This window comes from Marnyiella aurantia (assembly GCF_014041915.1).
Taxonomy (GTDB): Bacteria; Bacteroidota; Bacteroidia; order Flavobacteriales; family Weeksellaceae; genus Marnyiella; species Marnyiella aurantia.
Window position 1 is genome coordinate 1,620,971 of the sequence record NZ_CP059472.1, and the last position, 26,357, is coordinate 1,647,327.

Below are 26,357 nucleotides of genomic sequence, written 5' to 3' on the forward strand. Positions count from 1 at the left end.
ATTTTTAGCAAATACGCTACCTAAAATATTTTGAAAAAAAAATCTGCGGTTCGGGCAATTTTTTATCTTTGTCAGACAGTATTATTAACACATTAATTACTTCACCATCAAATGAAAGGGATATTAAAAATTTACCATCCTGAGGAAACGCTTAAGTATCATATAAAGAACACGTACTGCAAGGCCGTATACAGTAACAGTGAACATTTGCTGGAAGTGGAGGTAATTACCGATGAATCCCTGGATCACGTTGATGATGATTCCCTGCAGTATAATTTTCCCCAACTTTCCCTGCAGGTCATTGATTTTCCGGTGGAAAATGGTGAGATTGAGGGACAAACTTTCGACGTCAATGATACAGATGAAGCTTCCTACACTGAGATTAATCTGTTTGATGATGAGGAAGCCTATTTGCTGGAAAACAAACTTTCATTTGAGAAAAATAGTGAAGGTATAATGCAACTATGCTGGCAGGGCGAACTTACGGACTTCTATACAGGTTCAGACGAACCCATCCCGTTCAAGCTAAAATGCCATTTTAAGGAGGATGAAATTGTGGTGGAAGATGAGTAAGATAGTTGGCCTTATGTTGCCTTCCACATCAAATAAGCCTTTTAAAGATGGGCTTTTCAACAATATTAGCCTAGTTTTGCCGTTCAATCAATAATCAAAAAATATAAGATGTTTTTGCAGACCTCTACACAAATTGTAAACACAACCACAGAAACGCACGTTTTTTCCCTTTGGAATGTTCTGTTTAGTGGCGGAATTTTAGGAAATTCCATTATGGTAGCTATCTTCCTGCTTGGACTTCTCGCCCTGTATATTTTCCTGGAAAGGTATTTTTTTATAAAACGTGCTTCCAGACAAACTCCTAACTTCCTGGAAAACATCAAGGATTTTGTGCAGGATGGGAAAATACAGACCGCAATGGATTACTGCAGAACAATAGACTCGCCGGAAGCCCGCATGATTGAGAAAGGCCTTGCACGGATAGGCAGACCGATTTCAGATATCTCCAATGCTATGCAAAATCAGGGTCAGCTGGAAGTGTCAAGACTGGAGAAAAACCTGAATATTCTTGCATCTGCCTCCGGAGCCGCACCTATGCTTGGCTTCCTGGGCACGGTGGTGGGTATGATTATGGCGTTTTTCGAAATTTCTAATGTTACCGGTGCGGTGAGTCCAAAACTTCTTGCTTCGGGAATTTATACAGCCATGGCAACTACCGCAGTAGGTCTGTTCGTAGGTATTCCAGCCTACTTTTTTTACAATATACTTGTTACGAATGTAGACCGGCTTGTTCTGAAGATCCAGACCCACGTAAACGAATTCCTGGATGCACTGAATAAACCATTGTAGCCGAAAAGCAACATAACTGTAACATCAAACCCAATTATTGATGGAATTAAAGAGGAAGAACAGAGTAAATGCAGAATTCAGCATGGCATCGATGACAGATATTATTTTTCTGTTGCTGATATTTTTCATGATCACGAGTTCTGCCATCAGCCAAAGTGCCATTGATGTAAAACTTCCCACAGCCAATTCTGCAAATCCTTCAGTTCAGGAGGCTACAACGGTAACAATAAAGGCCGACGGCAAATATTTTGTAAACGACACGGAGATACCCAGAGATGAGCTGGAAAAATATCTTGTAGATGCACTGAAGGAAGAAAGTAACCCAGCTTTTACCATCCGCGCAGATGAGAACAGCCGGCACAGGGACGTCGTTTTTGTAATGTCTATAGCCGAAACACATAAGTACAATCTAGCAATCGCAACCACCCAGGAAGAGTAATGAGTTTTGCAGCCAAACATATTGATTATGACCAGAGAAACCGCCAAAAAAGTGCAGCGGTTACCTTATTGGTAGCTGTATTGGGCTTTCTGCTGATCTACTACTACCAGTTTACCAAAGTCACTGAGAAACCGGAGGAAGTAACTACGATGCTGCTGAACTTCGGTGATAACCGCAATGGACGGGACCAGCAGGATCCTGCATTTCAGCGGGGAAGCCTTGCTGCAGAAAAAGCGCTGGAAACTCAGCCTGTTGAGCAGAGCAGTACAGAACCGCAGCCTAGTGCTCAAGCTAGTGCTCAACCTGTAAAATCTGAGAGAATAATAACAGGGACGAACACTAAAGTAAGTGTTGCTCAAGATAAAACGGTGACAAAGCCGGTCTCAAAAAGCAATTCAAAGGCTGTTGCCAAACCTTCAAACTCCAAAACCGCTTCTTCAAAAGCAACAGTTGCCAATTCCAAAACTGGATCAGGCGACGGTAAAGGAACTGCGGCTATCGGCAATTTAATTGGCGGAAGGAAATCCAGCACCGGTACACAGGGAACTGCAGGTACCACCGGGAATGCTGGCAATCCTTTGGGTGGCGACAGTGATGGCGACAGCAAAATCGGAATAGACCGTAATCTGGTTGGTTTCATCCCTGGAACTATGGGTCGTGGTGGTGCACAGCCTGCCCACAACTGTACTGCCAGCGGAACGATCAACATAGCCTATACGGTAGATAAAGCAGGAAATGTGACACTTGCCAGACGTTCCGGAGGCATTTCCGACGCGTGTGCAGTATCTACCTCCATTTCATGGGTGAAAAGATATGTAAAGGCGGAACGAGCCAACACTTCCTCTACCGGAACCTATTCCATTTCCTTCTAGATTCGGGTTAAAACTTAGTCCGGTTATTAAGTAGCTTCGTTAAGATAGTTATTGAGTTCTGTTAATTTTGACATTACCGGCAAGGAGAAAATCTTACTTTTCTGAAGCCAGGTCTCATAAAATAGCTTGGCGCGCATGGCGAAATTTCTGTCTGGCACACCGTGAAATTTATAATAAAACAGATTTCCCAGCAGTTCGTAGTAGGCAATTTGATGTGTGTCATCTTTTGCTTCAACCCATTCAGTAATCTCCTCTACACTTTTAGCAGAAAGTTCGTCAAAATCCATTTTAAAGACGTCCCGCATCTGGGTCTCAAACAGGGTTTGTTCATCTTTCAGTTCGCCCTCATTCTTTCCTAGCATCATAGTGGCCAGAAGCTCTGAGAACTGCTTTACGATGCGCATGATGTAATCCTTGTCGTGTATCATATTATTTTCTGTTTAAAGTGAGCTACCATCTGCTTACCGAATCAGCCTCACAGATGAGCTTATTTTTCAACGAAATTAAACTTTATAATAACAAACCCTTCTATCATTGATAAAAGGGCTTATTTGTATTTTATATCGCTTCTGTGCCTATGTAAGCAGTCCACCGCATACATTAAGTACCTGGCCCGTTACGTATGCAGACATATCACTTCCCAGGAAAACGCAGGCATTGGCCACATCTTCCGGCTTTCCGCCACGTTTCAGCGGTACATCATTTCTCCACTCTTCAATTACCTTCTGGTCCAGCGCTGCTGTCATTTCAGTTTCAATAAATCCCGGTGCAATAGCGTTACATCGGATATTACGCGAGCCAAGTTCCAGTGCTACAGACTTTGTGAAGCCTATTACACCCGCTTTAGAAGCGGCATAATTTGCCTGTCCTGCATTCCCCTGAATCCCAACTACAGAAGACATATTGATGATGGATCCGTTTTTGGCCTTCATCATAGGCTTTATCACTGCTTTTGTAAGGTTAAAAACTGAGTCCAGATTGGTTTTCATAATGATATCCCAGTCATCTTTACTCATCCGGAGTAACAAACCGTCTTTTGTAATTCCCGCATTGTTGATGAGGATATCCACCTTGCCGAATTCAGCAATTACATCATCTACAAGTTTTTGTGCAGCATCGAAATCGGATGCGTCACTCTGGAAACCTTTTATTTTTGTAGTGGAACTAAGGGACTTTTCAAGCTCTGCTGCTTTCTCTACCGAACCTGCAAAGGTAAATGCTACCTGTGCACCCTGTTTTGCAAAACTCTCTACGATTCCTCTGCCAATCCCACGGGAACCGCCGGTAATCAATGCCACTTTTCCTTCTAATAATCCCATATTCTATTTATTAAATCACGTTGTTGATGATGAGGACAATCTCCCCTTTCAATGTTTTTGTTTTCGAAAACTCAATGAGTTCCTCTATAGTACCGCGCTTGGTTTCTTCAAATTTCTTGGATATTTCGCGGCTCAAGCTCGCTTTAGTTCCTTCGCCGAAGAACTCCCGAACCTGCTCCAGTGTGGTATTGATCTTATGCGGACTTTCGTACAAAATTATGGTTTTTTTCTCTTCTGCCAGTTGTTTCAACTTCGTTTGCCTGCCTTTCTTTTGTGGCAGAAAACCTGCGAACAGGAATTCATTGTTGGGCAGTCCCGAAACAACCAGTGCAGGTACAAAGGCTGTAGCACCGGGCAGGCACTGCATTTCCAGATCCGCTTCCGCAGCGGCACGAGCCAGGAGATATCCCGGATCCGAAATGCCCGGTGTACCGGCATCTGTAATGATTGCGATATTCATACCGTTCTGCAGGTCATCAATCACCTTCTGGGTGGTGTAATGTTCATTATGAAGATGATAAGATTTCAACGGTTTGGAAATCTCATAATGCTTTAAAAGAATCCCCGATGTCCGGGTGTCTTCACAAAGTATATAATCCACTTCCTTCAGGATCCGCACGGCCCGGAAAGTCATATCTTCCAGATTTCCGATGGGCGTAGGTACAAAATAAAGAATTCCGGCCATTACAGGTCATTAAAAAGTTTACGTGTGAAATCTTCGAGCCCCGGATCCCGCGCTCCCATCAGCAGCAATACGGCACCTGCTTTAAGTTCCGGTCGCAATGCTTCGAGTAAATCATTCCTGTTTTCGATAAAATGCGCGTTCTTCCCTTTCGCTTTAAGGTCTTCAATTAAATCATTAGCTGAGATATCCTTTACAGCAGTACCGCCGGCATAAAATATCTCACTCATCCAGATTTCATCCTGAGATCTGAGTGCGCTGGAAATTTCTTCCACAAAATCGTTTCTCAGAAACTTTGTAGGGCCGTAACCGTGTGGCTGGAACCATGCAATTACCTTATCTGCCAGGGGCTGACAGGCACGGATAGAAGCAGCGCATTTTGCGGGGTTATGGGCATAATCGTCAATGACCCATATACCGTTCTTCTCCCCAAGAATCTGATGCCGGCGGTAAATTCCTTCATATCCAGCCAAACTTTCCGCACATTGAGCCAGCGAAATTCCTGCCTGTCTGGACACTGCGACTGCAGCTGCGGCATTCTCTACCGAGTGCCGACCAAGAGAATTCATTTCAAACCTCTGCTCTTCTATCGTAAAAGATAACTTCAAGCCGTCCTGCCGGAAGTCTTTGGCATTGCAGCCCGCTGCTTCGTTTTCAAATCCAAAATCAACATCCACATTTGCAGACAGTTTTTTGGCCAGTGTATTAGATTGATTTACAATAAACAAGCTCATAGAATTACTTTTGAAAACAGAAAAGAGTTCCATCAGCTCATCCGTTTCCTGATGATCGCGGTCTACATTAAGCAAAAGACCAATTTCAGGTTCATACAGAACAACCGAACCATCACTCTCATCAGCTTCAATTATTAGCCATTCGCCGGTTCCAACTGCGGCATTTCCTATTTTACCTTGCTTGATAATACCCGTTAAACCTGCACCGGAAATAATGCCCGGAGAAAGACCAGCATCAGTGAATATCTGATAAATCATAGCGGCGGTAGTCGATTTGCCGGAGGTTCCGGCAACAGCTATAGTTTTTTTACTTTTGGCAATCAGTGCCAGAAGTTCACTCCGCTTAATAATTTTTACACCAAGTTCGCGTGCTTTCCTTACTTCAGGTACCGTATCTTCAATAGCGGTAGAAACTACAACCAAATCTGTTGAATCCGTAATTCCTGAACCATCCTGCTCGAAACACCTGATGCCTTCCTGTTCCAGCTGCTCTCTGGTTTTATTGTATTCATCGTTTTTAAAGTAGCGGTCGCTGCCGGAGACGCGGATTCCGATACCGCGAAGGTACTGCGCCACAGCGCTCATCCCTACGCCTGCTACTCCTATAAAAAAGACATTCTGGAAACCAGAAATTCCGTTGGTCATGTTTGATTTTTATCTAAAGAAACTTACTCTCTACCAAATTCCAGAGCCTTTGTGCGTATTCGTCCGACTTTTCCCAGTTGTTCTCATAATAGGCGTCACTAAGATATTCACGTGCTTCCTCCAAAGTAGCAAAACTGTTAAGATCCCTGATTGTTTCATTAAGTTTGGACTGGCTGCCACCAAACAGCATTTTGGAAAACGCTATTTTATCGTTCAGATCCAGTCTGAATTCGGGCTTAGGCTTAGCCGCTTCCATGAAATCGGTAGGAATATTGGATTTACGCAGACTGTCTGCCGGTGCAGCCGGAGAATGTTCTTCTCGGATTACATCTTCAAGTGGGTCGTCATCAAACAGTGACTGTATTCTTTTCAGACCTTTTATGCTGGAGAGTTTAAATTTTTTCTCTTCATGCTGTTCCTGCAGCTTTTCAGCAGCGTCGTTCAGTTCCTGCATTTTCTGTTCATGCTCAAAATCCACAATCTGTCGGCGTGACTCCGATGTTTTGGATTTTTCTTCATTATTTTCTGCGGTCTGCAATTCTGAAACATTTTTCAGCGGCATATCTGATGCACTGGATTCAGGTTCTTCAGCAGAATCTTCATCAACGGTTAAAGTATCTGTATTAATCTGCTGATGTTCATCCTGAACCGAAACTTCAGCAGTAGAGTCTTCATCGATCTCTACCGGCACCTCTTCAGCAGATTCTTCAGTATTTGAAACAGGTTCGGTCTCTGATTCGGAATCATGGGACTTTGTTTCATCTTCATCCAAATCAAGCTCTATATGCGTAATCCGGTCAATTTCGTTAAGTTCATTGTTAAAGGCAGCCTCTTCCTCCAAAACATCAACACCCATTTCCGGATGATCTATTTCGGAATCTTCAATCTGGTTAAAATTATTGTTGAAGATAACCTCCTCTTCAGCGATATAAGTATTGCTTTCAAACTCAGGATTCTCATTAAAAAAATCTGTGCTTAGTGCCTGACTTACAGGTGCTTCCGAAACCGATTCTGTAAGTCGAAGCGAGTACGTATTAAAGCGCTGCAGAAATGTCACAAGTTCCCGAAGTTCCGCAAGATCGCCCGCGGCGTTTACCAGTTCTTCGGCGCTCGAAACATTGCCCAGTCTGGTTATGATGGAAGTGGCATCCTGGAAGGCCTGATCCTGAATTTCCTGAAATTTATGCATGGTAAATATCTTGCTAAATTTTGCGTAATTTTGAACTTGTTTATACGGCTAAAATAACAAATGTTTTTAGAAAATACAATAAATCATTCCAAACAAAGCGGCTGGATGGAAGTAATCTGTGGGTCAATGTTTTCGGGTAAAACGGAAGAACTGATCCGCCGTCTCAGACGTGCCGAAATGGCCGGTCAGACAGTAGAGATTTTTAAACCGCAGATAGATACCCGTTATGGGCTGGAAGAAGTGGTGTCCCACAACCTGAATAAGATTCGCAGCACACCCGTTGAAAGTTCCAACGAAATTCTTCTTCTGGGCTCAACGTGCGATGTGGTTGGGATTGATGAAGCTCAGTTTTTTGACAGTGGTATTGTGGAAGTAGCCAATAATCTGGCAAACAACGGTGTACGAGTAGTAATAGCAGGTCTGGACATGGATTTTATGGGACGGCCGTTCGGCTCCATGCCCTATCTCATGGCTACTGCCGAATATGTTACGAAAGTGCACGCCATCTGCAGGAGGACGGGCAACCTGGCCAATTATTCCATGAGAACCTCAGAAAGTGTTAATCTGGTAGAACTGGGCGAAACTGAGAACTATGAAGCTGTGAGCCGACGTGTTTTTGCTGATCACGTACTTAATAAAACTTTGCCGGAATGAACTATAGAGCAGCCCAGATAGCCGAAATCACCGGCAGTAAGGTTATCGGTGACGCATCCGTAACCGTGAAAAATATTTCATTTGACAGCAGAAACCTCTTTGCTGTTCAGGACCGTGCCTTCATTGCCATTAATACGAGTCAGAACAGTGGCGAAAAATATATTTCCGATGTTCTGGAAAGAGGTATAAGGATTATTATTGCCGAGCACAAAGCCTGTGACAAGGAGGGAATCACCTGGATCCTGGTTGAAAATTCTGTGCTGTTTCTTCAGAAACTGGCTAAATACCACCTGAAATCCTTCCCTGATTTAAAAACTGTAGGAATTACGGGCAGCAATGGTAAAACGATAGTCAAGGAGTGGCTTTATCAGTGTATTTATAATATTTTTGATACAGTAAAAAGTCCAAAAAGCTTCAATTCTCAAACAGGTCTTCCACTGTCTATACTTCAGACCGGCAAAAAACATGAAGTTGGAATATTTGAAGCCGGAATTTCCAGGCCTGGCGAGATGGCAGTATTAGCTGCTATCTTTTCGCCCGAGATAGGTGTTCTGACCCATATTGGCACGGCGCACTCGGCAAATTTTTCTACGGAAAGTGAGTTAATTGATGAAAAACTTAAATTTTTCAAAGATTCTTCAGTCATTATCTTTAATGGCGACCATCCCGGAATTTATGATGCGGTATCCTTACGATATCCTGACAGAAAATTGGTGTCTTACGGATTGGGGCCCCATAATAAACTATTTGTCCAGTCAGGTTGGGACAACTTCTCCAATGAAATAACAGTTTCCTATTTTGATAATGTTTTTAAATTCAACCTTTCCCAAAAAGATGAAGCCACACTTCAAAATGTTCTTGCACTTATTGCAGTACTGAAGGAACTGCAGGTAAGTAATGAAGAAATTGTTCAGAAGTTGGTCGGGTTGAAAGCCATTGAAATGCGCCTGGAATCGGTGCACGGTGTACGGGGTAATCTGGTAGTGAATGATTCTTTTAACCTGGACGTGGATTCATTAAAAATTGCCTTCCAGTTTATAAAGGAATATAAGAAGGTTAAAAAAGTCCTTATCCTTACAGATATCATCGATGTAAAGGAACCACCGGATCAGCTCTATAAGGAAGTCGCACAGTTGGTTAATGAACAGGATTTTGACCGTGTTTATCTTGTCGGATCAGTTATCACCCAGTATCATGCTCTTTTTCAGGCAAAATCTTATATCTATAAAGATTCCGCCGACTTGATCGAAAGTCAAACGCTTAATCATATTGAAGATTCTCTTATCCTGCTGAAAGGAGCAAGAAAGTTTGCCATCGAAAAAATTAAAAATCTGCTGGAACTCCAGAAACATGACACCGTTCTGGAGGTTAATCTGAATGCACTACTCCACAACATAAACATTCACAAAGCACTGCTGAAACCGAAAACCAGAATGATGGCGATGGTGAAAGCCTACTCGTACGGCCTTGGCGGCTATGAAATAGCTGAATTTCTTCAGCATCATCATATAGATTATCTTGGAGTCGCATATGCCGATGAGGGTATGGACCTGCGAAAGAATGGCATTACTACACCAATCATCGTGATGAACCCCGAGCAACACAGTTATAATGCCATTATAGAATATAATCTGGAGCCTGAAATATACAGTTTCCGGGTTCTTGAACTCTTCTGGAACGCGCTGAATGAACTTGGGGTAGATAAACAGTATCCCATCCACATCAAGCTGGAAACCGGCATGCACCGTCTCGGCTTCAAGAGTGAAGAACTTATGCTGCTTGCTGAGAAGCTGAATACAATGAATCTGAAAGTGGCCAGTATATTCAGTCATCTGTCCACCTCAGATATGTCTGACGAGCGTGATTATGCATTGAGCCAGATTGAAGTATTCTCATGTAACACTGATGTATTGATTAATGCGCTGGGCTACCGGCCCGTTCTCCATATCCTGAATTCGGCAGGGATCACATCATTCACAGAATATCAGTTTGATATGGTGAGGATAGGAATCGGAATGGTGGGTATATCTAATGATCCTGCTGTTAAAAAACAGCTTCAAAATGCAGTAGTTTTCAAAACAGTAATCTCGCAGATTTCCCATGTTAAGGCAGGTGATTCCATTGGTTACAGCCGGCGCCATATCGCTGGTACAGACACCAGGATCGCCACCATTCCCGTTGGATATGCCGACGGTATCCCCAGGATGATAGGCAACGGGAAAGGCTTCGTCTCGATTAATGGAAAGCTTTGCCCCATAGTGGGAAATATATGCATGGACATGCTCATGGTGGATATTGGGACTCTGCAAGTTCAGGAAGGCTCTGAGGTTGTCATCTTTAATTCCAAACCCACTCTGGAACAGTTTGCTGAATATTGCCAGACCATACCCTACGAGGTTTTGACTTCCATATCAAGACGTGTTAAACGAATCTATATAAAAAATTGAATGAGAAAAACGTTTTGTCTGTTTCTATTGTGTTTGGCTGTGCTTTATTTTGAGGCTCAGGTAAAGGAAGGTTTTAAACTACCCCCAAATCCCCGCATTGGACTTTCACTCTCAGGTGGCGGCGCCAAAGGCTTTGCTCATATAGGAGTTCTTAAAGTGCTCGATTCTCTGGGTGTTAAAGTGGACTACATCTCAGGCACCAGTATGGGTGCGATCGTAGGCGGGCTTTATGCCTCCGGCTATACAGGAAAGGACATTGAAAAGATAGTTCTGGATACGGACTTCTACAATATAATTGCCAATGAGAAAACGAGGCAGGAAACAACATTTTTCAATAAATCTGTAGATAAATATATCCTTACAGTTCCAATAAAAGACGGTAAGATAAATATACTGCCGAAAGCGATATCTACGGGTCAGAAAAATATCTATCTGTTACGCGAGCTCTTTAAAAACGTATCCACTACAACAGATTTTTCCCAGTTACCAATCCCGTTTCTGTGCATAGGCACAAACCTGGAAAGCGGTAAGATGGAAATCTTTGAAAAAGGAGATCTGGTAAGCGCGATTATGGCGAGTTCTGCCTTCCCTTCACTTATGGATCCCGTTCAGATTGGTGATTCACTTTATATTGATGGGGCAATGACCATTAATTATCCTTCTAAGCCACTTAAAGATAAGGGAATTGACGTTGTGATAGGAGTAGATCTCAGCCAGGGATTAGCCAGCAGGGAAAATATGCGCAGTGCGCTGGATATTTTAAATCAGGTAATTGATTACGGAATTCAAGAGGAAACCCGTGCGCAGTATAAATATACGGATATCAATATACGTCCAGACCTTACCGGTATGAACTCTACCAGTTACGACGCGAAGGCTGCCATACTGGATTCCGGCTATGTTGAGGCACAAAAATATGTTCCTGTCTTATCCCAACTTCCCAGGCGTGAGCAGACTCTGTTACGTACTCCAATGAACCTCTTATACAGTAATCTTTACAAGATCGACAGTCTGGTGGTGGAGAACAACCGCATATTTCGGAAAAACTATATTGAAGGTAAAATGAACCTTCGCCTGCCCGCTCTCCTTACTTATGGCACTATTAACAAAATGGTGGATAAACTGTACGCCACAAACAATTATAAGCTTATTAACTATGATATCATTCAGGGTGAAGAAAGCAATGTTCTGAAACTAAATGTTACAGAAGATGAGACTCGTTTTTTCTTAAAATTCGGACTTCATTATGACGAGGTTTTTAAAACAGGATTGCTAATCAACGCTACTGCCAAACGGCTCCTGTTCAGGAATTCTATTGTTTCCCTGGATTTGGTAGTAGGAGATAAGCCACGGTACTATTTCAATTATTTCATTGACAACGGATATATACCCGGATTCGGATTATATGCCTCCGGCATGTCACTGGACCTGAGGGACAGTAATGTAAACAGAGTGGAAAGCTGGAACTGGCTGCGTACCGAAGCCTTTATACAGTCCATCTGGAAGGATAAATACGCAGTTGGGGGTGGAATAAGTCATGATTATTATGAATCAAAAGGAATTGGCCAGTCGGACTATACAGATGTAGAAAGTATGGTAAATCCATACCTGTTCATTAAATCTGATACACAGGACGACCGGAGCTTCCCTACCAAAGGAATACTGTTGAGTGCTGAAGGGAAATTATTGGATTTGTTGAACGAAGATCAGGAAGGCCGAACCTTTCAGACACGATTATTTGCACAGCTAAATTTTCCGCTTTCCAGACTGTTTACTTACAGGCTCCTGTTGGCTGGAGGCTTAACCCTAGGTGAAGATATTTCAAGTTATAAACTGTACCGTACAGGAGGGATTTTCGAGCAGAATTTGGGCAATTTCTTTGCTTTACAGGGCTATCAGTTTGGCGAGCACAGCACCAGGAATATACTGATGGCAGCAAATACACTGCAGGTAAATGTCTACAAAAATTTCTTTGCCGACTTGACTGTTAGCGCAGCCAATCTTTTCAATGATATTGAGGTTGATGATATTTTTTTCCTTTCAGAATCGTCGGCTGGTTTAACCGCGGGATATAAATCTCCGGTCGGACAGATAAAAGTAAATTACAGCCACTCTTTTGAGCGGCAGACAGGTGTTTTCAGTGTAATATTAGGACATTATTTTTAACGATGATAGAATATTTTTTCGAGGATATCGACCAGATTCAAATTGAACCGACCATTAAGGAATGGTTGATTCAGCTTATAAAATCAGAAGGTTTCAAGGTCGGACAAGTCAACTATATTTTTTGCAACGATGAATATTTACTTAAGGTAAACCGTGACTTTCTAAATCACGACTATTATACAGACGTGATCACCTTTGATTACGTGAAGGGTAAAACAGTCTCGGGTGATATTTTCGTATCTTTGCCGCGCATTTCCGAGAATGCTGAACAATTAGGTTCCAGCTTTGTGACGGAGCTAAAAAGAGTTTTGGCGCACGGTATACTCCACCTTTGCGGATATAAAGACAAAACTACCGAAGAGGCGGCGGAAATGCGTAATAAGGAAGAATTTTATCTTGCGTTAATATAAATGCTGATTTATTTTTCCTGTATGTTTCACGTGAAACATTAACTACAAAATTTAATATGATTACAGATACATATGACGTAATTGTCGTAGGCGGTGGACATGCCGGTTGCGAAGCAGCCGCGGCAGCCGCAAATCTCGGGTCCAGCACACTTCTTGTAACAATGAATATGCAGACTATCGGACAGATGTCCTGTAACCCAGCTATGGGTGGTATTGCAAAAGGACAGATCGTTCGCGAAATTGATGCCCTGGGTGGATATTCCGGTATCATTGCCGATAAATCTGCAGTGCAGTTCAAGATGCTTAACTTATCCAAGGGTCCGGCCATGTGGTCTCCAAGAACACAAAACGACAGGATGATGTTCGCAGAAGAATGGCGGATAGCACTTGAAAACACACCGAATTTGGACTTCTTCCAGGATATGGTAAAGAGCCTTATAATAGAGAATAACCGTGCAGTAGGCGTTGTAACCTCACTTGGAATTTCAATAAGGTCAAAGTCTGTAATTCTTACAAACGGCACCTTTCTTAATGGATTAATTCACGTAGGTGATAAGCAACTCGGCGGCGGTCGGATGGGCGAACCACGGGCGTTCGGGATAACTGAACAGCTTGTTTCGCTGGGTTTCGAAGCTGGTCGTATGAAAACCGGTACTCCACCGAGGGTGGACGGACGGAGCCTTAACTACTCGGTAATGGAGGAACAGAAAGGTGATGAAAAACCTCAGAAGTTCTCCTACACAGATACTCCAAAATTGACTCGACAGTTGAGCTGCCATATAGTTTATACAAACGAAACAGTACATGATATTCTGCGTGAAGGTTTTGAAAGAAGTCCAATGTTCAACGGTACGATTCAGAGTACTGGCCCCAGATACTGTCCAAGTATCGAGGATAAAATTAACCGTTTCGCAGAGCGTACCAGACATCAGTTGTTTGTAGAACCTGAAGGTTGGAGAACATGCGAAATTTATGTTAACGGTTTCAGTTCATCGCTACCTGAAGATATTCAGATCAAAGCCATGCGACATATACCGGGATTTGAAAATGTAAAGGTTTTCCGGCCTGGATACGCAATAGAATATGACTACTTCCCTCCTACCCAACTTAACCATACCCTGGAAACAAAGCTCATTGCAAATCTTTATTTCGCCGGACAGATAAACGGAACTACAGGTTATGAGGAAGCCGCAGGACAAGGCCTTATGGCCGGCATAAATGCACACAATAAAGTTCATGGCAAAGATGACTTTATACTCCAGAGAGATGAGGCGTATATTGGTGTATTGATTGATGACCTGATAACAAAAGGGACAGAAGAACCCTATAGAATGTTTACCTCCAGGGCCGAATACAGACTGCTGCTAAGACAGGATAATGCAGATGTACGGTTAACAGAAAAAGGTTATAAAATTGGCTTGGCAAGTGAAGAACGCTTGAAAACTGCCGAAGAGAAAATTACAAAGAGTAACGAATTGGAAGCATTCCTAAAGGATTATTCACTGAAACCAGGTGTCATAAATCCGGTGTTGCAGACTATCGATTCATCACCCGTAGACCAGGCTTACAGAGCTGCTCAGATACTGACAAGACCAAATATGAGTCTTGAAAAGCTTGAAGATATTGAAGGCATCAGGGAAATAAGTTCTACATACGCTGAGGAGGTGCGCGAACAGGCAGAAATCAATATTAAATACCGCGGATACATAGAAAAGGAGAAAGAAAATGTGGCTAAACTGAACAGGTTGGAAACAATTAAAATTCCTGAAGATTTTAATTATGAGGCTATAACATCGCTTTCCGCCGAAGCTAAACAGAAGATGACTAAAGTAAATCCGAAAACAATAGCCCAGGCATCCAGAATCAGCGGTGTTTCTCCAGCAGATATTAATGTCCTGCTTATATATTTGGGAAGATAAATTAAAATGTTTCACGTGAAACAATACAATATTTTATGAAAATAAAGGATCATTTCCTAACTGGCGAATCATTCGATTTAGAGTCAACAGCAATCAACGGTATTTTAAAAACCAGTCCGGTGCCGGCCAATCTTGCTCCCTATTACGAAAGCAAAGATTACATATCCCACCACCAGGATTCAGGAAGCATAAAAGAAAAAGTATATAAGATTCTTCAAAAAATAAATCTTAATTATAAAAGAAATATAGTAGCCGCTGAAATTCCTGCTAAAGGGAAAATTTTGGACTATGGATGTGGTGCCGGCGAGTTTATAAAATATGTCCAGAAGGATTTTACAGCATTCGGTTTTGAACCAAACGAGGCTGCGAGAAATGCAGCAGTAACAAAATCCGGTGAGAAAGCAATTATTTCAGATCTGTCCGATATACAGGACGAAAGTCTGAATGCTATTACTCTGTGGCATGTATTTGAGCATATAGAAAACCAAAAAGAGATGCTGCATCTATTCCGGAATAAACTTCGCCAGGACGGGGTATTAATTGTTGCTGTTCCAAATCCAGGATCCTTTGACGCCCACAAGTATAAAGAATTTTGGGCTGCCTGGGATGTACCAAGACATCTATATCATTTCACACGATCTGGAATGACCAATTTAATGGAGAGTGAAAAATGGAAAGTTGTAAAAGTGAAACCACTCCTACTCGACTCATTCTATATTTCAATGCTTAGCGAAAAATATAAAAAATCATCGTTATTCTGGCTTAAAGGTGCGGTGATCGGGGCAATTTCTAATTTTAAAGCATCAAAAAACGGCGAATTTTCCAGTCTGATATACATTATTAGAAAAAATGAGAAAATCGATTTTTAAGGCATTACAGAAGGTCATTTTTAGCCATTAAACATGATTTTGGAAAAATTAAAGTGATACACTGATAAATTTATAAACTCTGTAAAATTTTAAAATAAGTATGATTACAATTTTTAAAAAAGAAAAAGGCGTCCTCAATCGAGAACGCCCTTTTCAATTTTATCTGGGAAGAAATTTAATTATTAATAGCACGGATTCCTGGAAGCTCTTTTCCTTCCAAACTTTCCAGCATTGCTCCACCGCCGGTTGAAACATAACTTACTTTACCCTCATAACCAAACTGCTTTACAAAGGCTACACTGTCTCCTCCGCCCACAAGTGAAAAGGCTCCGTTGCGGGTAGACTCCGCTATACTGTCGCCCAAAGCAACTGTGCCAGCTGAAAAACTTGGCATTTCAAACACACCGATCGGTCCGTTCCATAAAATAGTTCTTGAACTTAAAATTACGTCATGAATCAGTACACGGGATTTTGGACCCGCGTCCAGACCCATCCATCCTTCTGGTATTTCATAAATATCCATCTCCTTAGTATCGGCTTCATTACTGAATTCATCTGCACCTATCACATCAACCGGCAAATAAACTTTTACATTTTCAGCTTCTGCACGCTTCAGAATATCGAGAGCAAGATCCATTTTATCTTCCTCTACGACTGATGTGCCAATGCTGCCTCCTAAAGCCTTAACGAAAGTAAATGCCATACCACCACCAATAATAAGATTATCAATAGCCGGAAGCATATTTTCAATAATAGTTATCTTAGACGAAACCTTGGATCCACCAATAATTGCAGTTACAGGCTTCTCCCCTTTCTGAAGAACTTTTTCAACAGCTTCAATTTCTTTGGCCATTAATAAACCGAAAAACTTAGTCGATGGAAAATACTGAGCGATAACTGCAGTGGAAGCATGTTCACGGTGTGCAGTACCAAAGGCATCATTCACATAAGCATCAGCATATTTAGCCAGCTTTTCTGCAAACGTTTTATCACCCGCTTCTTCTTCATTATAAAAACGAAGATTCTCCAGTAATAGAATGCTGCCCGGTTTTAACTCACCAGTCATTTTTACAGCTTCGTTACCAAGACAGTCCTTACAGAACTGAACTTCCCTGCCAAAAACTTCTTCGATCTCGGGAACAATATTCTTCAGTGAAAATTCTTCAGAAACTTTACCCTTAGGCCGTCCCAAATGAGTCATTAAAATTACGGAACCTCCATCATTCAGGATTTTCTCCACAGTTTCTTTTGCGGCCTGGATTCTGGTATTATCTGTTACTTTAAGGTCAGCACTTTGCGGAACATTGAAATCAACCCGAACCAGGGCTTTCTTGTCTTTAAAGTTAAAATCATTTATTGTTTTCATAAAATCACCCTGTTTTTAGTTGCACAAATTTAACACTTATTCGGATGATTAAAAATTAAAAACAATTTAAAATTCCCCAATCCCCAACGACTCATCTTATCTACATTATTATTTTTTTATATAAAAAGAATATGAATACTGTTGTTGTAGTTCGGGGATTTGGGGAGAAATAACCTTGAATTATTTCACTACACAGAAACGTTCCTGAAATCACAGTTTAGTAACAATAAAATGATGTTAGTTAACAGCACTTTAGTCCTGTTATCCCCAATTGTTAGTATTTTCATGTCCACCCCACTATCAGTAGTTCTGATATTAGCAAAATGCTACCGCCGGCAGGTGAACTTCTTTTTAATTTTTTGCTGATTATCCGGAAAGAAAATCCATTATAAAAATATCCGGGCTGCGAAAGCTTTTGTTCCCGGGACTTACCAACAGTGTTTCCCTATTATCCTCACATGATACTGGTGGAAAAAGCTGTTTCCTGCAATACAATTTAGCCGTAAAAGAATATCGACCATCTTCCACCCTCATTTATAATCCTCAAGAATCTGTATTTATATTATAAATCCTAAATTTGTAGGCATTGGGCATTATATAAAGTAAACATGAAAAAATTAGCTATAGCGTGTGACCACGCGGGATACGAGTATAAGGAGAAGCTGAAAGAACATTTCTGCGGACGTTTTGAGATTCAGGATTTCGGTACTGATTCGGCAGAGTCTGTGGACTATCCGGACTTTGTTCATCCTGCAGCCAATTCCGTTGAAACGGGTGATAATGAGTTGGGTATACTGATTTGCGGTAGCGGGAACGGTGTCCAGATGTCAGCAAATAAACATAAGGATGTCCGTTGCGCACTGTGCTGGATGCCTGAATTGGCAGAACTTTCACGTCAGCACAATAATGCAAATATGATTGCAATCCCTGCAAGGTTTATTGCATTTGAACTTGCAGTTGAAATCATTGAGAAGTTTATTAGCACGGAGTTTGAGGGAGGAAGACATGCAGGCAGAGTAGCAAAAATAGCTTCCTGCTAAAAAAAATTAACCAATATCACATTATTTATATGGCAAAAGGCAAATACATATCCTCCAAAAATACTCAGAAACTACAGGAAATCGGCAAGGCCATTCTGCAGTTTATGAACAGGCAGTCTACAAAGATTTATAATTATAAACAGATTGCAGATGGGATTGATTTTAAGAATCCCCGCCAGCGTGAGTTGGTTGTACAGGCACTTCATAAACTTCTGGCTGATCAGCGTATTGAGGAAGTTTCTAAGGGCAAATACATCATAAACCTAAAAATTGAAGGTACACTTACAGGTACCATCGATTTTAACCAAAGCGGCAATGCCTATGTAAAGGTAGAGGAACTGGATGATGATGTGTTCATTCACTCCAAGAATGTAAAGGATGCCATGCAGGGCGACACGGTGGTGATCGTAACGTACCAGTATAAAGGTAAAAAGATTGAAGGTTCCGTAGTGGAAGTGACCCAGCGAAAGCGTACCGATTTCGTAGGTACTTTGGAATACATTGCACACAAGGACTTTGGTTTTGTTGTTTCTGACAAAAAGAATTTCAGTACAGATATATTCGTGAAGAAGGATAAATTCAACGGTGCCAACCATGGAGATAAGGTGGTTGTAAAAATGATTGGATGGCGTCCCGGAGATAAAAATCCGGAAGGCGAAATCACGCAGGTTCTGGGTGCCCCCGGTGAACATGAAACAGAGATACATTCTATCCTGGCAGAGTATGGTCTTCCCTATGAGTTTCCGGAAGAAGTTGAACTTGAAGCCGATGCCATAGACCGTGAAGTTAGGGATGAGGAAGCAGCGAAACGTTGGGATATGAGGCAAACCCTAACCCTCACCATTGATCCAAAAGATGCCAAGGATTTCGATGATGCACTTTCTATCAGGCAGCTGGAGAACGGAAATTGGGAAATAGGCGTACACATCGCCGATGTTTCTCATTATGTGCGCCCCGGCACGCGTCTGGACGATGAAGCTTACAGCAGAGCAACTTCAATTTACCTTGTGGACCGTGTGGTACCTATGTTACCGGAAGTTTTAAGTAACGGTGTATGCTCCCTGAGACCGAATGAGGATAAATATACCTTCTCTGCCGTTTTCGAAATGGATGATAAGGCCGAAATTAAAAAGGAATGGTTTGGCCGCACTGTAACACATTCAGACAGGAGATTCACCTATGAGGAGGCACAGGAGCGCATTGAGACCGGTGAAGGCGATCTTGCAGAAGAGATCCTGACTTTTAACAGACTGGCCAAGATCCTGAGAGAAAAAAGAATAAATGACGGTGCCATAACATTCGACAGAAGTGAGGTCCGCTTCAATCTGGACGAAAACAATGAACCGATTGGTGTATACTTTAAGACAAGCAAGGATTCCAATCATCTGATTGAGGAATTTATGCTGCTGGCCAACAGAAAAGTTTCTGAATTTGTATCCCTGAACAAGAAAGGAACACCTACAAACAATACATTCATCTACCGTATACACGACGATCCTAACCCTACGAAGCTGGAGGCACTGCGTGATTTTGTATCCACCTTTGGATATAAAATGGATTTGGCAAATACCAGGAAGGTTACGGAAAGTATGAATTCACTTTTACAGAAAGTGAAAGGCAAACCAGAGGAGAATATGATTGAAACACTGGCTATGAGGTCCATGAGTAAAGCAGTTTATTCTACAAATCCAATTGGTCACTATGGTCTGGGCTTTGAGTATTATTCGCACTTTACATCGCCAATCCGACGTTATCCCGATCTGATCGCTCACAGAATGCTGCAGCATTATCTGGACGGCGGAAAATCGCCGAACAGAAATGATGTTGAAGAAAAAGCAAAACACTGTTCTGCTATGGAACGTCTTGCAGCAGATGCCGAGCGTGACAGTATTAAGTTTATGCAGGTTAAATTCATGGAAAAGCACCTTGGCGAAACTTTCGAAGGTGTGATTTCCGGTGTAGCAGAATTCGGCTTCTGGGTGCAGATCCCGGAAAACGGTGCCGAAGGCCTCATCAAACTTCGCGACCTGACGGATGATAACTATTCATTTGACTTAACTACCCATTCCGTAAGAGGTTCCCGTCATGGAAAGCAGTTCCAGCTCGGAGATACAGTGAAAATTAAGGTGATGAAAGCCAATCTTATAGCAAAACAGCTTGATTTTAAAATTGTAGATTAAAACTGCTGTTACCAAACTTAAAATTAGAATGGTAGAACTTATATTGTCAGCAGTAGGTCTTGGAGTAATGTTGAGTCTGGTATTTATCGGGCCTATATTTTTCTTGCTTATTGAAACCAGTTTCTCCCGGGGTCCGCGGCATGCCCTTGCGCTCGATCTTGGGGTGCTTGTTGCTGATGTAATATGTATTGGCGCCGCTTATTTTGCAAGTGGGGATCTGGTGGAGATCATCGATAAGCATCCGGGATTTTACCGGATAACAGCTTTTATTGTACTCATCTATGCGGTATATATGATTGTTTCCAGGACCAAAATGCACTTGGCTGGCGAGGAGAAGATGATCAGTCAGAACTATCTGAAAACCTTCCTGAACGGTTTCTTTTTCAATATCCTGAATATAGGTGTTGTACTGTTTTGGTTGGTAACGGTAATTTCTGTCCGCAATGCCTATCCGGACCATAATGATTTTCTGTTGTATATGGCTCTTGTTATTGGTACGTATCTGGCGATTGATTTCCTCAAGATTACTCTGGCCAAGCAGTTCCATAATAAACTTACCCAGCGCCTGGCTAATCAGATACGGCGTGGTGTCGGATTTATTCTCATAGGATTCAGTATATTCATCTTTCTGCAGAGTTTTAAGATGTTCAATCAGTTTGATAAGAAACTCGAGGAAGCAGAGAAAAAAGAACAGAAATTATTAGACTATGAGTAAGATCGTATTCCCGCCCTCTTTAAAAAAAGGTGACCGCATTGCCGTTATTTCTCCTGCAGGAATGGTGCAGAAAGAGCAGCTGGAAAAGGGACTTTCCATAATTGAAGATAATGGTTATGAGGCGGTTTTAGGCCGTAATCTCTACACTTCATATAAATTTGGATATCAGTACGCAGGTACTGAGGAAGAGAGGACTGCCGATATGAACTGGGCTCTTAACAGTGCTGATATATCTGCAGTCTGGACTTCTCGCGGCGGATACGGCTGCCAACATCTGTTGCCGCATCTTGAAATTTCAGAATTCCTGAAAAAACCAAAATGGTATATTGGATACTCCGATAATACGGCGATTCAAAGCTATCTGCTCAGGAAAGGTGTGGCTTCCATTCATGCCCAAACCCTTAAGACTTCCGGTTTTGGGGTTTCAGATCTGGGCTATTCCCTTACAGTTGATATCCTGCAGGGAAAGATTCCGGACTATGAGATAGAGTCCACTAAGTATAACCACGGCGGTAAAGCCAACGGTATTTTGGTTGGGGGAAACCTGGCGCTTATCTACGCTCTTTTGGGTACTCCCTACTCTTTTGATTTTGCTGATAAGATTCTTTTCATTGAGGAAATCGGGGAAAAATATTACGCGCTGGACCGTATGCTGATGGCACTGGAACTGGCAGGCGTTTTCAAAAAAATTAAAGGACTGATTATTGGAGGCATGACACTTATGGAGGAAGAAGCCGAAAATCAGAATTATGAAGATAGCTTTGATGATTTTTCCTATCAGTTAATCAGTAACAGAATAACCAAATATAAGTTTCCGGCGATCTTTGGATTTCCAAACGGACATATTCATGATAACAGGCCCTTAATTATCGGCGCTCAGGTTAGTATGGCCGTAGGAGATAACGTAATTGTAAACCAAAACAGATAGCGTTATGGCTGAACACAATGATTTTGGAAAACTGGCTGAAGAGTTTGCAAAAAGTTATCTTCAGGAGAAAGGATATATCATTAAAGATTCCAATTTCCGCTATCAGAAAGCCGAGATTGATATCATTGCTTCCTCTAATAGTCAAATAATTATGGTAGAGGTTAAAGCGAGGGCATCTGATGCATTTTTGGAACCTCACGAAGCCGTAAACCGGAAGAAAATCCGCCTTATTGTAACCGCGGCAGATGAGTACATGAAAAAGAACAACCTGGAAGAAGAGGTTCGTTTTGACATCATATCTGTACTTCCTGATGCAACGGGCAAACTGGAAATTACCCATATTGAAAGTGCGTTTGAAGCTATGGACGCCAACTAAATCTTAATTAAATGAAAACTGCATTCATTACCGGCGCAACTTCCGGAATTGGAAAAGCTACCGCCACTCTACTTGCCAAAAATAATTACCGGATCATCATCTGCGGCCGTCGTGCCGATGTTTTGGAAGATGTAAAAACTGAACTTTCTGAACAGACGGAAGTATATACACTTTGTTTTGATCAGAGAAACAGAACTGATGTGGAAAATGCGGTTAACTCCCTTCCCCAGGACTGGCAGGACATAGATGTACTCATCAATAACGCGGGTAATGCACATGGCCTGGATACTCTTGCCGACGGAGATGTAGATGATTGGGATGCGATGCTGGACGGAAATGTGAAAGGACTGCTCTATGTTTCCAAACAGATTATGCCGATTATGCAGCAGCAGAAATCCGGACATATTGTGAATATTTCCTCGGTAGCTGCCAGGCAAACTTATACTAACGGTGTTGTTTACTGTGCCTCAAAAAAGGCGGTGGATGTTATTTCCGATGGGATGCGTCTGGAACTTACTGAATTCGGAATAAAAGTCACCAACATACAGCCCGGACTGGTGGAAACAGATTTCTCCAAAATACGCTTTAAAGGAGATGCAGAAAGAGCTTCTACCGTGTATCAGGGTTATAAAGCACTTGAGCCTGTAGATATTGCGGATGCTATCCTGTACTGCATAAGTACTCCCGCACATGTAGCGATATCTGACCTTACCGTTTACCCAAGCGCCCAAAGTGAGCCGCGAACGGTATATAAGAATTTATAACATCAATAACTGTCAATAAACACATGAAGATACTGCACCTCGAAACCTCCTCCAAAAACTGTTCTGTAGCCATTTCGGATGGATTGGAACTGCTCTGTCTTTGCGAAGAAGTTTCAGACAATTATAAACAGTCGGAAAGCCTGCATACCTTTGTGCAGTGGGCATTGGAGGGAGCAAACCTATCGCTGAAGGATTTAGACGCCATATCGTTAGGTATGGGTCCGGGATCTTATACCGGTCTCAGGATTGGAGCGTCTGCCGCAAAAGGGTTCTGTTTTGGTCTGGAAATTCCGCTGATTGCTGTCAATTCTTTGGAAACGATGATTAAGCCCTTTTTAGGACAGAATTATGATCTGATCGTTCCAATGGTCGATGCGAGGCGTACGGAGGTTTATACGGCGCTGTATGACGGCCAGACGGGTAAACTGCAGCAACCTACCCAGGCGCTTGTTCTGGATGAGAGTCCTTTGGAATATCTGTCTGATAAAAAAGTACTTATTGTAGGCGATGGCGCTACGAAGGCACAGGAAATTTTAAACCTTCCAAATGCTGATTTCAATGATACCGTCTACCCTTCTGCACAGTATTTAACGGACGAAGCTGTACGGAAGTATACCGCAGCTGAGTTTGAAGACGTAGCGTATTTTGAACCTTTTTATCTGAAGGACTTCCAGGGCGTGAAGAAGAAAGGGAGCCCAAAATAATTCAGGATAACCTCTGCTGAAAACAGAAAAAGCGAAGATTTAACTTCGCTTTCTCTTATTTCTTCCTGGCCGGTGCAGTTTGAATTTTCTGCTGAGCTTCAGTACTCATTATTACTTCATTCCCCATCTCCTGTTCCATCTGCCTTTGCTCTAAAAGGCGGTTCTTTTTTTCTTCCTCTCGGGCCGCGGCCTCAGCCTTTGGCGTCGTCTGCGGACTGTTACCGGTTTTGAGTACATTTCCTTTTTCATCTGTCATCTGCACTTTCAGGTCGCTTTTTAGCCAGTTCAGCATTTCTTTAGCCTTTTGCCCTTCGGGCGTATTCTCGTAATTAAGGGCTATCTGTTCCAGCTGGAGGATCATTACCTCCTTACCGCTTGTTTTACCGGCAATAAAGGCATTAAGCAGCGCAAATTTCGGCACAAGAGCATCTTTTGGAAATCTGGCCAGCGATTCATCTACCATTTGTCGGCTGGCATCAAACTGTTCACCCTGATAAAGCGCAAAGGATGTCTGGTAGGCATTCTCGGCATCCGGATTGGATTTCAGGAAGTTGCTGTTACGTGGGTTGCGTGCAAACTCTGCATAGGAAGTGTACGGATAATCGGTGAGCAGGATTTGCTTTGCACGTTCAGAGGCGGCAGGAGTATTCTCATAATTCATGGAGAATATCTCGTACAGTGCCTGCAGCATTATTTTTTCCTCAGGTTTGTTATCAACAAGATCATATAAGGTTTTTGTGGCCAACGGAGTATTGGAAAAGTAATCATCATACATAATCCCCATTCCTAAAGAAGCGGTGTCACGCGCATATTTCAGCTTGGTCAGGGATGCCTGGTCTCTTGGGATCTTTTCGATATAAAACGAAGGTTCAAAGCGGCGTGGATCTGCTACTGACGAAAGTCCCAGCGCTTCATTCTTTGCATCCTCCAGTGAAGACATTTTTGCAGAATAGCGCCAGTTATCGGCCAGACTACGGCTTCCCCAAACATTCTTGAACTCAGATGATCCTTTGGATACAGCACCTGTATTGGCAAAATAAAAGCCTTTTCCGGCCGCCCCAAAATTCTCAAATGAACCGTTTGCGGAAGCAAAAACCGAGTTTGAAGAATAATCGCCCGTATCAAATCCTTTGGTCCGTTCTGCCCGTATGCGCTCCCTTTCCATGGCATCTTCCCTGGCCTTCAGATCTTCAATATACTTGCTGAAATATGCATTACGATCCGCATCGTTCATCTTTGCCAGGGCCAGAAGACTATCATTTTTCCTTATCAGATAATAGTTGCGCGCCAGTTTTTTGATATTATTCGTCTGCTCCTGAAGTAATACTCTCGTTGGTTCATAGGTCATCGTAGTGACTGCAGAGTCGTAATAGGCACCGGCCGAAATATATTCATTGTCCGTAAGATAGCCCCGGCCAATCTCGTAGTAACTGAGGCCCCGGATCTGAGGATCGGATACCTTTTCTGCCAGGGACTTACGGAAATAATCCTGAGCCTCAGCCTTCTTGCCGGCGTTGGCAGCCATTAACCCCAGCGCGTAATAAAATTCATTTTTTCGGGAAGCATAAGTGCCTTTTTTACTGATTCCTTCCAGATACTTCCTGGCCCCGCTGTAATCATCTTTGCTGTTGTAGGTCTTTGCAATTTCAATCTGTGATTTTACTTCAAATTCAAAATCATTTGCATATTTATAAGCTGACTCAAAACTTTCGCGTGCCAGTGCAGGTTTGCCCTGCTCTGCCAACACCTGGCCACGCAGGTAGGTAATCCTGCTTTTCAATTTTCTGTTGTTGTTCACTTCAAACGCGCTGGAAAGTTCAGCTATTGCAGCATCTTTTTTGCCTGCTTCCAGAAGAGATTCTGAGTAATAAATGCTCAAAAGCTTGCGGTATTCTTTTTTAAGATCTGAATTCTTTAGGTTGGCAAATATCTCATGTGCTTTAAAATGATCATCCATCTTTGCATACGCAACTCCCTGGTAGATTTTGGCCAATGGTAACCGTTTGTCCTCTCTCATTTTTAGCATCAGAGTGCTGAGTGCGTCCAGTGCCTGGAGATTTTTGCCCATGTATATCCGTGCCTGAGCAAGTGTGATATATGCATCAAAGATTTTGTCGTTTTTCTCCTGCCCGTCACGGATGACGGAGTATTTGTCAATTGTTTTAAGTGCTTTTGCCTCAGCAATTTCCAGTATTGAAGCACCTTTGTTTTCACCTGTCGACTGAGCAGGAGCCGAAGATCCGGGTTTACGCCCGGCGCTGGATTCTGCAAAAGCGGTTGATTGCCCGATGTCGCTGCCCACAGGTTGTTCCTCATACGTCAGAATATTGATATATGGTGCGTAGAAATTATCTTTATGTGCGTTGCTGCGTCCGGTAAATTCTGTATCTAATGCATCCTTAGCATTAAAAAGAGTATTGTATTCTGTCTTAAACCCAATAAGGAAGCGGGAGCGCTTTTCAGGTTTCTTTGCAGCACAGGCCAAAAGTACTGAGGCCAGAAATATATAGAGAATTGTTTTTTTCATTGCAGTATTATAACTTGATAACGTGCCTTTTATTGTTGGAAGTCTACGCC

At 42.3% G+C, this 26,357-nt stretch carries 24 protein-coding genes; 17 read left to right on the top strand and 7 right to left on the bottom strand.

Going from position 1 to position 26,357, the window contains the following annotated elements:
* Positions 1-111 precede the first annotated feature (111 nt).
* From H1R16_RS07435 to H1R16_RS07450, 4 genes are all read left to right on the top strand, one after another.
* Entirely contained in the window at positions 112-573 is a 462-nt protein-coding gene (locus tag H1R16_RS07435; RefSeq protein WP_181887206.1) for a hypothetical protein, read from the top strand.
* Positions 574-681: 108 nt separating this feature from the next.
* Positions 682-1,362, top strand: a complete 681-nt coding sequence (locus tag H1R16_RS07440; RefSeq protein WP_181887205.1) for a MotA/TolQ/ExbB proton channel family protein — start codon at positions 682-684, stop codon at positions 1,360-1,362.
* Positions 1,363-1,402: 40 nt separating this feature from the next.
* Complete coding sequence (locus tag H1R16_RS07445) at positions 1,403-1,801, top strand: ExbD/TolR family protein (RefSeq protein WP_181887204.1); 399 nt, start codon at positions 1,403-1,405, stop codon at positions 1,799-1,801.
* Entirely contained in the window at positions 1,801-2,673 is an 873-nt protein-coding gene (locus H1R16_RS07450; RefSeq protein WP_181887203.1) for a ferric siderophore ABC transporter substrate-binding protein, read from the top strand. The genes H1R16_RS07445 and H1R16_RS07450 overlap by 1 nt, the downstream gene beginning before the upstream one ends.
* Positions 2,674-2,699: 26 nt before the next feature.
* On the opposite strand, the gene H1R16_RS07455 is transcribed toward H1R16_RS07450, so the two are convergent.
* The 5 genes from H1R16_RS07455 to H1R16_RS07475 all read right to left on the bottom strand — a co-directional run bounded on the left by H1R16_RS07455 (position 2,700) and on the right by H1R16_RS07475 (position 7,242).
* A complete protein-coding gene (locus H1R16_RS07455; protein WP_181887202.1) occupies positions 2,700-3,101 on the bottom strand; it encodes a hypothetical protein in 402 nt (133 codons plus the stop codon).
* 147 nt (positions 3,102-3,248) lie between these two features.
* Positions 3,249-3,992, bottom strand: a complete 744-nt coding sequence (fabG, locus tag H1R16_RS07460) for a 3-oxoacyl-[acyl-carrier-protein] reductase (RefSeq protein WP_181887201.1) — start codon at positions 3,990-3,992, stop codon at positions 3,249-3,251.
* A 10-nt stretch (positions 3,993-4,002) separates the two neighbouring features.
* Positions 4,003-4,677: a 16S rRNA (cytidine(1402)-2'-O)-methyltransferase gene (gene rsmI, locus H1R16_RS07465; RefSeq protein WP_181887200.1), complete on the bottom strand. Its 675-nt coding sequence runs from the start codon at positions 4,675-4,677 to the stop codon at positions 4,003-4,005.
* The gene (locus H1R16_RS07470; RefSeq protein WP_181887199.1) at positions 4,677-6,053 is read right to left on the bottom strand and encodes a UDP-N-acetylmuramate--L-alanine ligase; all 1,377 of its coding nucleotides are present in this window, start codon (positions 6,051-6,053) and stop codon (positions 4,677-4,679) included. The genes rsmI and H1R16_RS07470 overlap by 1 nt, the downstream gene beginning before the upstream one ends.
* Before the next feature lie 13 nt (positions 6,054-6,066).
* Positions 6,067-7,242 carry a hypothetical protein gene (locus tag H1R16_RS07475; RefSeq protein ID WP_181887198.1) on the bottom strand — a complete coding sequence of 392 codons (1,176 nt, stop codon included), beginning with the start codon at positions 7,240-7,242 and terminating at the stop codon, positions 6,067-6,069.
* A 60-nt stretch (positions 7,243-7,302) separates the two neighbouring features.
* Here H1R16_RS07475 and H1R16_RS07480 point away from each other — a divergent pair, with 60 nt between their 5' ends.
* From H1R16_RS07480 to H1R16_RS07505, 6 genes are read left to right on the top strand one after another with little or no spacing between them, the layout of a single operon-like run.
* Positions 7,303-7,896, top strand: a complete 594-nt coding sequence (locus H1R16_RS07480) for a thymidine kinase (protein ID WP_181887197.1) — start codon at positions 7,303-7,305, stop codon at positions 7,894-7,896.
* Entirely contained in the window at positions 7,893-10,343 is a 2,451-nt protein-coding gene (locus tag H1R16_RS07485) for a bifunctional UDP-N-acetylmuramoyl-tripeptide:D-alanyl-D-alanine ligase/alanine racemase (RefSeq protein ID WP_181887196.1), read from the top strand. Before H1R16_RS07480 ends, H1R16_RS07485 begins: the two co-directional genes overlap by 4 nt.
* Positions 10,344-12,509: a patatin-like phospholipase family protein gene (locus H1R16_RS07490; protein WP_181887195.1), complete on the top strand. Its 2,166-nt coding sequence runs from the start codon at positions 10,344-10,346 to the stop codon at positions 12,507-12,509. It begins immediately after the preceding gene.
* A gap of 2 nt (positions 12,510-12,511) precedes the next feature.
* Positions 12,512-12,919, top strand: a complete 408-nt coding sequence (ybeY, locus tag H1R16_RS07495) for an rRNA maturation RNase YbeY (RefSeq protein ID WP_181887194.1) — start codon at positions 12,512-12,514, stop codon at positions 12,917-12,919.
* Positions 12,920-12,975: 56 nt separating this feature from the next.
* On the top strand, positions 12,976-14,838 hold the full coding sequence (gene mnmG / locus H1R16_RS07500; protein WP_181887193.1) for a tRNA uridine-5-carboxymethylaminomethyl(34) synthesis enzyme MnmG: 1,863 nt from the start codon (positions 12,976-12,978) through the stop codon (positions 14,836-14,838).
* Between the two features lie 35 nt (positions 14,839-14,873).
* Positions 14,874-15,707, top strand: a complete 834-nt coding sequence (locus tag H1R16_RS07505; RefSeq protein WP_181887192.1) for a class I SAM-dependent methyltransferase — start codon at positions 14,874-14,876, stop codon at positions 15,705-15,707.
* A gap of 175 nt (positions 15,708-15,882) precedes the next feature.
* On the opposite strand, the gene H1R16_RS07510 is transcribed toward H1R16_RS07505, so the two are convergent.
* Positions 15,883-17,073 carry a phosphoglycerate kinase gene (locus H1R16_RS07510; protein WP_181887191.1) on the bottom strand — a complete coding sequence of 397 codons (1,191 nt, stop codon included), beginning with the start codon at positions 17,071-17,073 and terminating at the stop codon, positions 15,883-15,885.
* A gap of 608 nt (positions 17,074-17,681) precedes the next feature.
* On the opposite strand from H1R16_RS07510, the gene rpiB reads away from it, so the two are divergent.
* The 7 genes from rpiB to tsaB are packed head-to-tail and all read left to right on the top strand — an operon-like array spanning position 17,682 to position 23,780.
* Positions 17,682-18,113, top strand: coding sequence for a ribose 5-phosphate isomerase B (gene rpiB / locus H1R16_RS07515; protein ID WP_181887190.1), 432 nt, complete (start codon positions 17,682-17,684; stop codon positions 18,111-18,113).
* A 29-nt stretch (positions 18,114-18,142) separates the two neighbouring features.
* The gene (gene rnr / locus H1R16_RS07520) at positions 18,143-20,293 is read left to right on the top strand and encodes a ribonuclease R (protein ID WP_181887189.1); all 2,151 of its coding nucleotides are present in this window, start codon (positions 18,143-18,145) and stop codon (positions 20,291-20,293) included.
* Positions 20,294-20,321: 28 nt separating this feature from the next.
* Entirely contained in the window at positions 20,322-21,008 is a 687-nt protein-coding gene (locus H1R16_RS07525) for a LysE family translocator (RefSeq protein WP_181887188.1), read from the top strand.
* On the top strand, positions 21,001-21,936 hold the full coding sequence (locus H1R16_RS07530; protein ID WP_181887187.1) for a S66 peptidase family protein: 936 nt from the start codon (positions 21,001-21,003) through the stop codon (positions 21,934-21,936). Before H1R16_RS07525 ends, H1R16_RS07530 begins: the two co-directional genes overlap by 8 nt.
* A 4-nt stretch (positions 21,937-21,940) precedes the next feature.
* Complete coding sequence (locus tag H1R16_RS07535; RefSeq protein WP_181887186.1) at positions 21,941-22,312, top strand: YraN family protein; 372 nt, start codon at positions 21,941-21,943, stop codon at positions 22,310-22,312.
* Positions 22,313-22,323: 11 nt separating this feature from the next.
* Positions 22,324-23,076: an SDR family NAD(P)-dependent oxidoreductase gene (locus tag H1R16_RS07540; RefSeq protein ID WP_181887185.1), complete on the top strand. Its 753-nt coding sequence runs from the start codon at positions 22,324-22,326 to the stop codon at positions 23,074-23,076.
* A 23-nt stretch (positions 23,077-23,099) separates the two neighbouring features.
* Positions 23,100-23,780, top strand: coding sequence for a tRNA (adenosine(37)-N6)-threonylcarbamoyltransferase complex dimerization subunit type 1 TsaB (gene tsaB / locus H1R16_RS07545; protein WP_181887184.1), 681 nt, complete (start codon positions 23,100-23,102; stop codon positions 23,778-23,780).
* Between the two features lie 55 nt (positions 23,781-23,835).
* Here tsaB and porW read toward each other — a convergent pair whose 3' ends face one another.
* Positions 23,836-26,307 (bottom strand): type IX secretion system periplasmic lipoprotein PorW/SprE, encoded by a 2,472-nt coding sequence (porW, locus tag H1R16_RS07550; RefSeq protein WP_181887183.1) that lies wholly within the window; start codon positions 26,305-26,307, stop codon positions 23,836-23,838.
* Positions 26,308-26,357 lie beyond the last annotated feature (50 nt).

Bases quoted from the DNA above. Each gene is read 5' to 3' on its own strand.
- H1R16_RS07435 (WP_181887206.1), top strand. From the start codon at position 112: ATGAAAGGGATATTAAAAATTTACCATCCTGAGGAAACGCTTAAGTAT.
- H1R16_RS07440 (WP_181887205.1), top strand. From the start codon at position 682: ATGTTTTTGCAGACCTCTACACAAATTGTAAACACAACCACAGAAACG.
- H1R16_RS07445 (WP_181887204.1), top strand. From the start codon at position 1,403: ATGGAATTAAAGAGGAAGAACAGAGTAAATGCAGAATTCAGCATGGCA.
- H1R16_RS07450 (WP_181887203.1), top strand. From the start codon at position 1,801: ATGAGTTTTGCAGCCAAACATATTGATTATGACCAGAGAAACCGCCAA.
- H1R16_RS07455 (WP_181887202.1), bottom strand. From the start codon at position 3,101: ATGATACACGACAAGGATTACATCATGCGCATCGTAAAGCAGTTCTCA.
- fabG (WP_181887201.1), bottom strand. From the start codon at position 3,992: ATGGGATTATTAGAAGGAAAAGTGGCATTGATTACCGGCGGTTCCCGT.
- rsmI (WP_181887200.1), bottom strand. From the start codon at position 4,677: ATGGCCGGAATTCTTTATTTTGTACCTACGCCCATCGGAAATCTGGAA.
- H1R16_RS07470 (WP_181887199.1), bottom strand. From the start codon at position 6,053: ATGACCAACGGAATTTCTGGTTTCCAGAATGTCTTTTTTATAGGAGTA.
- H1R16_RS07475 (WP_181887198.1), bottom strand. From the start codon at position 7,242: ATGCATAAATTTCAGGAAATTCAGGATCAGGCCTTCCAGGATGCCACT.
- H1R16_RS07480 (WP_181887197.1), top strand. From the start codon at position 7,303: ATGTTTTTAGAAAATACAATAAATCATTCCAAACAAAGCGGCTGGATG.
- H1R16_RS07485 (WP_181887196.1), top strand. From the start codon at position 7,893: ATGAACTATAGAGCAGCCCAGATAGCCGAAATCACCGGCAGTAAGGTT.
- H1R16_RS07490 (WP_181887195.1), top strand. From the start codon at position 10,344: ATGAGAAAAACGTTTTGTCTGTTTCTATTGTGTTTGGCTGTGCTTTAT.
- ybeY (WP_181887194.1), top strand. From the start codon at position 12,512: ATGATAGAATATTTTTTCGAGGATATCGACCAGATTCAAATTGAACCG.
- mnmG (WP_181887193.1), top strand. From the start codon at position 12,976: ATGATTACAGATACATATGACGTAATTGTCGTAGGCGGTGGACATGCC.
- H1R16_RS07505 (WP_181887192.1), top strand. From the start codon at position 14,874: ATGAAAATAAAGGATCATTTCCTAACTGGCGAATCATTCGATTTAGAG.
- H1R16_RS07510 (WP_181887191.1), bottom strand. From the start codon at position 17,073: ATGAAAACAATAAATGATTTTAACTTTAAAGACAAGAAAGCCCTGGTT.
- rpiB (WP_181887190.1), top strand. From the start codon at position 17,682: ATGAAAAAATTAGCTATAGCGTGTGACCACGCGGGATACGAGTATAAG.
- rnr (WP_181887189.1), top strand. From the start codon at position 18,143: ATGGCAAAAGGCAAATACATATCCTCCAAAAATACTCAGAAACTACAG.
- H1R16_RS07525 (WP_181887188.1), top strand. From the start codon at position 20,322: ATGGTAGAACTTATATTGTCAGCAGTAGGTCTTGGAGTAATGTTGAGT.
- H1R16_RS07530 (WP_181887187.1), top strand. From the start codon at position 21,001: ATGAGTAAGATCGTATTCCCGCCCTCTTTAAAAAAAGGTGACCGCATT.
- H1R16_RS07535 (WP_181887186.1), top strand. From the start codon at position 21,941: ATGGCTGAACACAATGATTTTGGAAAACTGGCTGAAGAGTTTGCAAAA.
- H1R16_RS07540 (WP_181887185.1), top strand. From the start codon at position 22,324: ATGAAAACTGCATTCATTACCGGCGCAACTTCCGGAATTGGAAAAGCT.
- tsaB (WP_181887184.1), top strand. From the start codon at position 23,100: ATGAAGATACTGCACCTCGAAACCTCCTCCAAAAACTGTTCTGTAGCC.
- porW (WP_181887183.1), bottom strand. From the start codon at position 26,307: ATGAAAAAAACAATTCTCTATATATTTCTGGCCTCAGTACTTTTGGCC.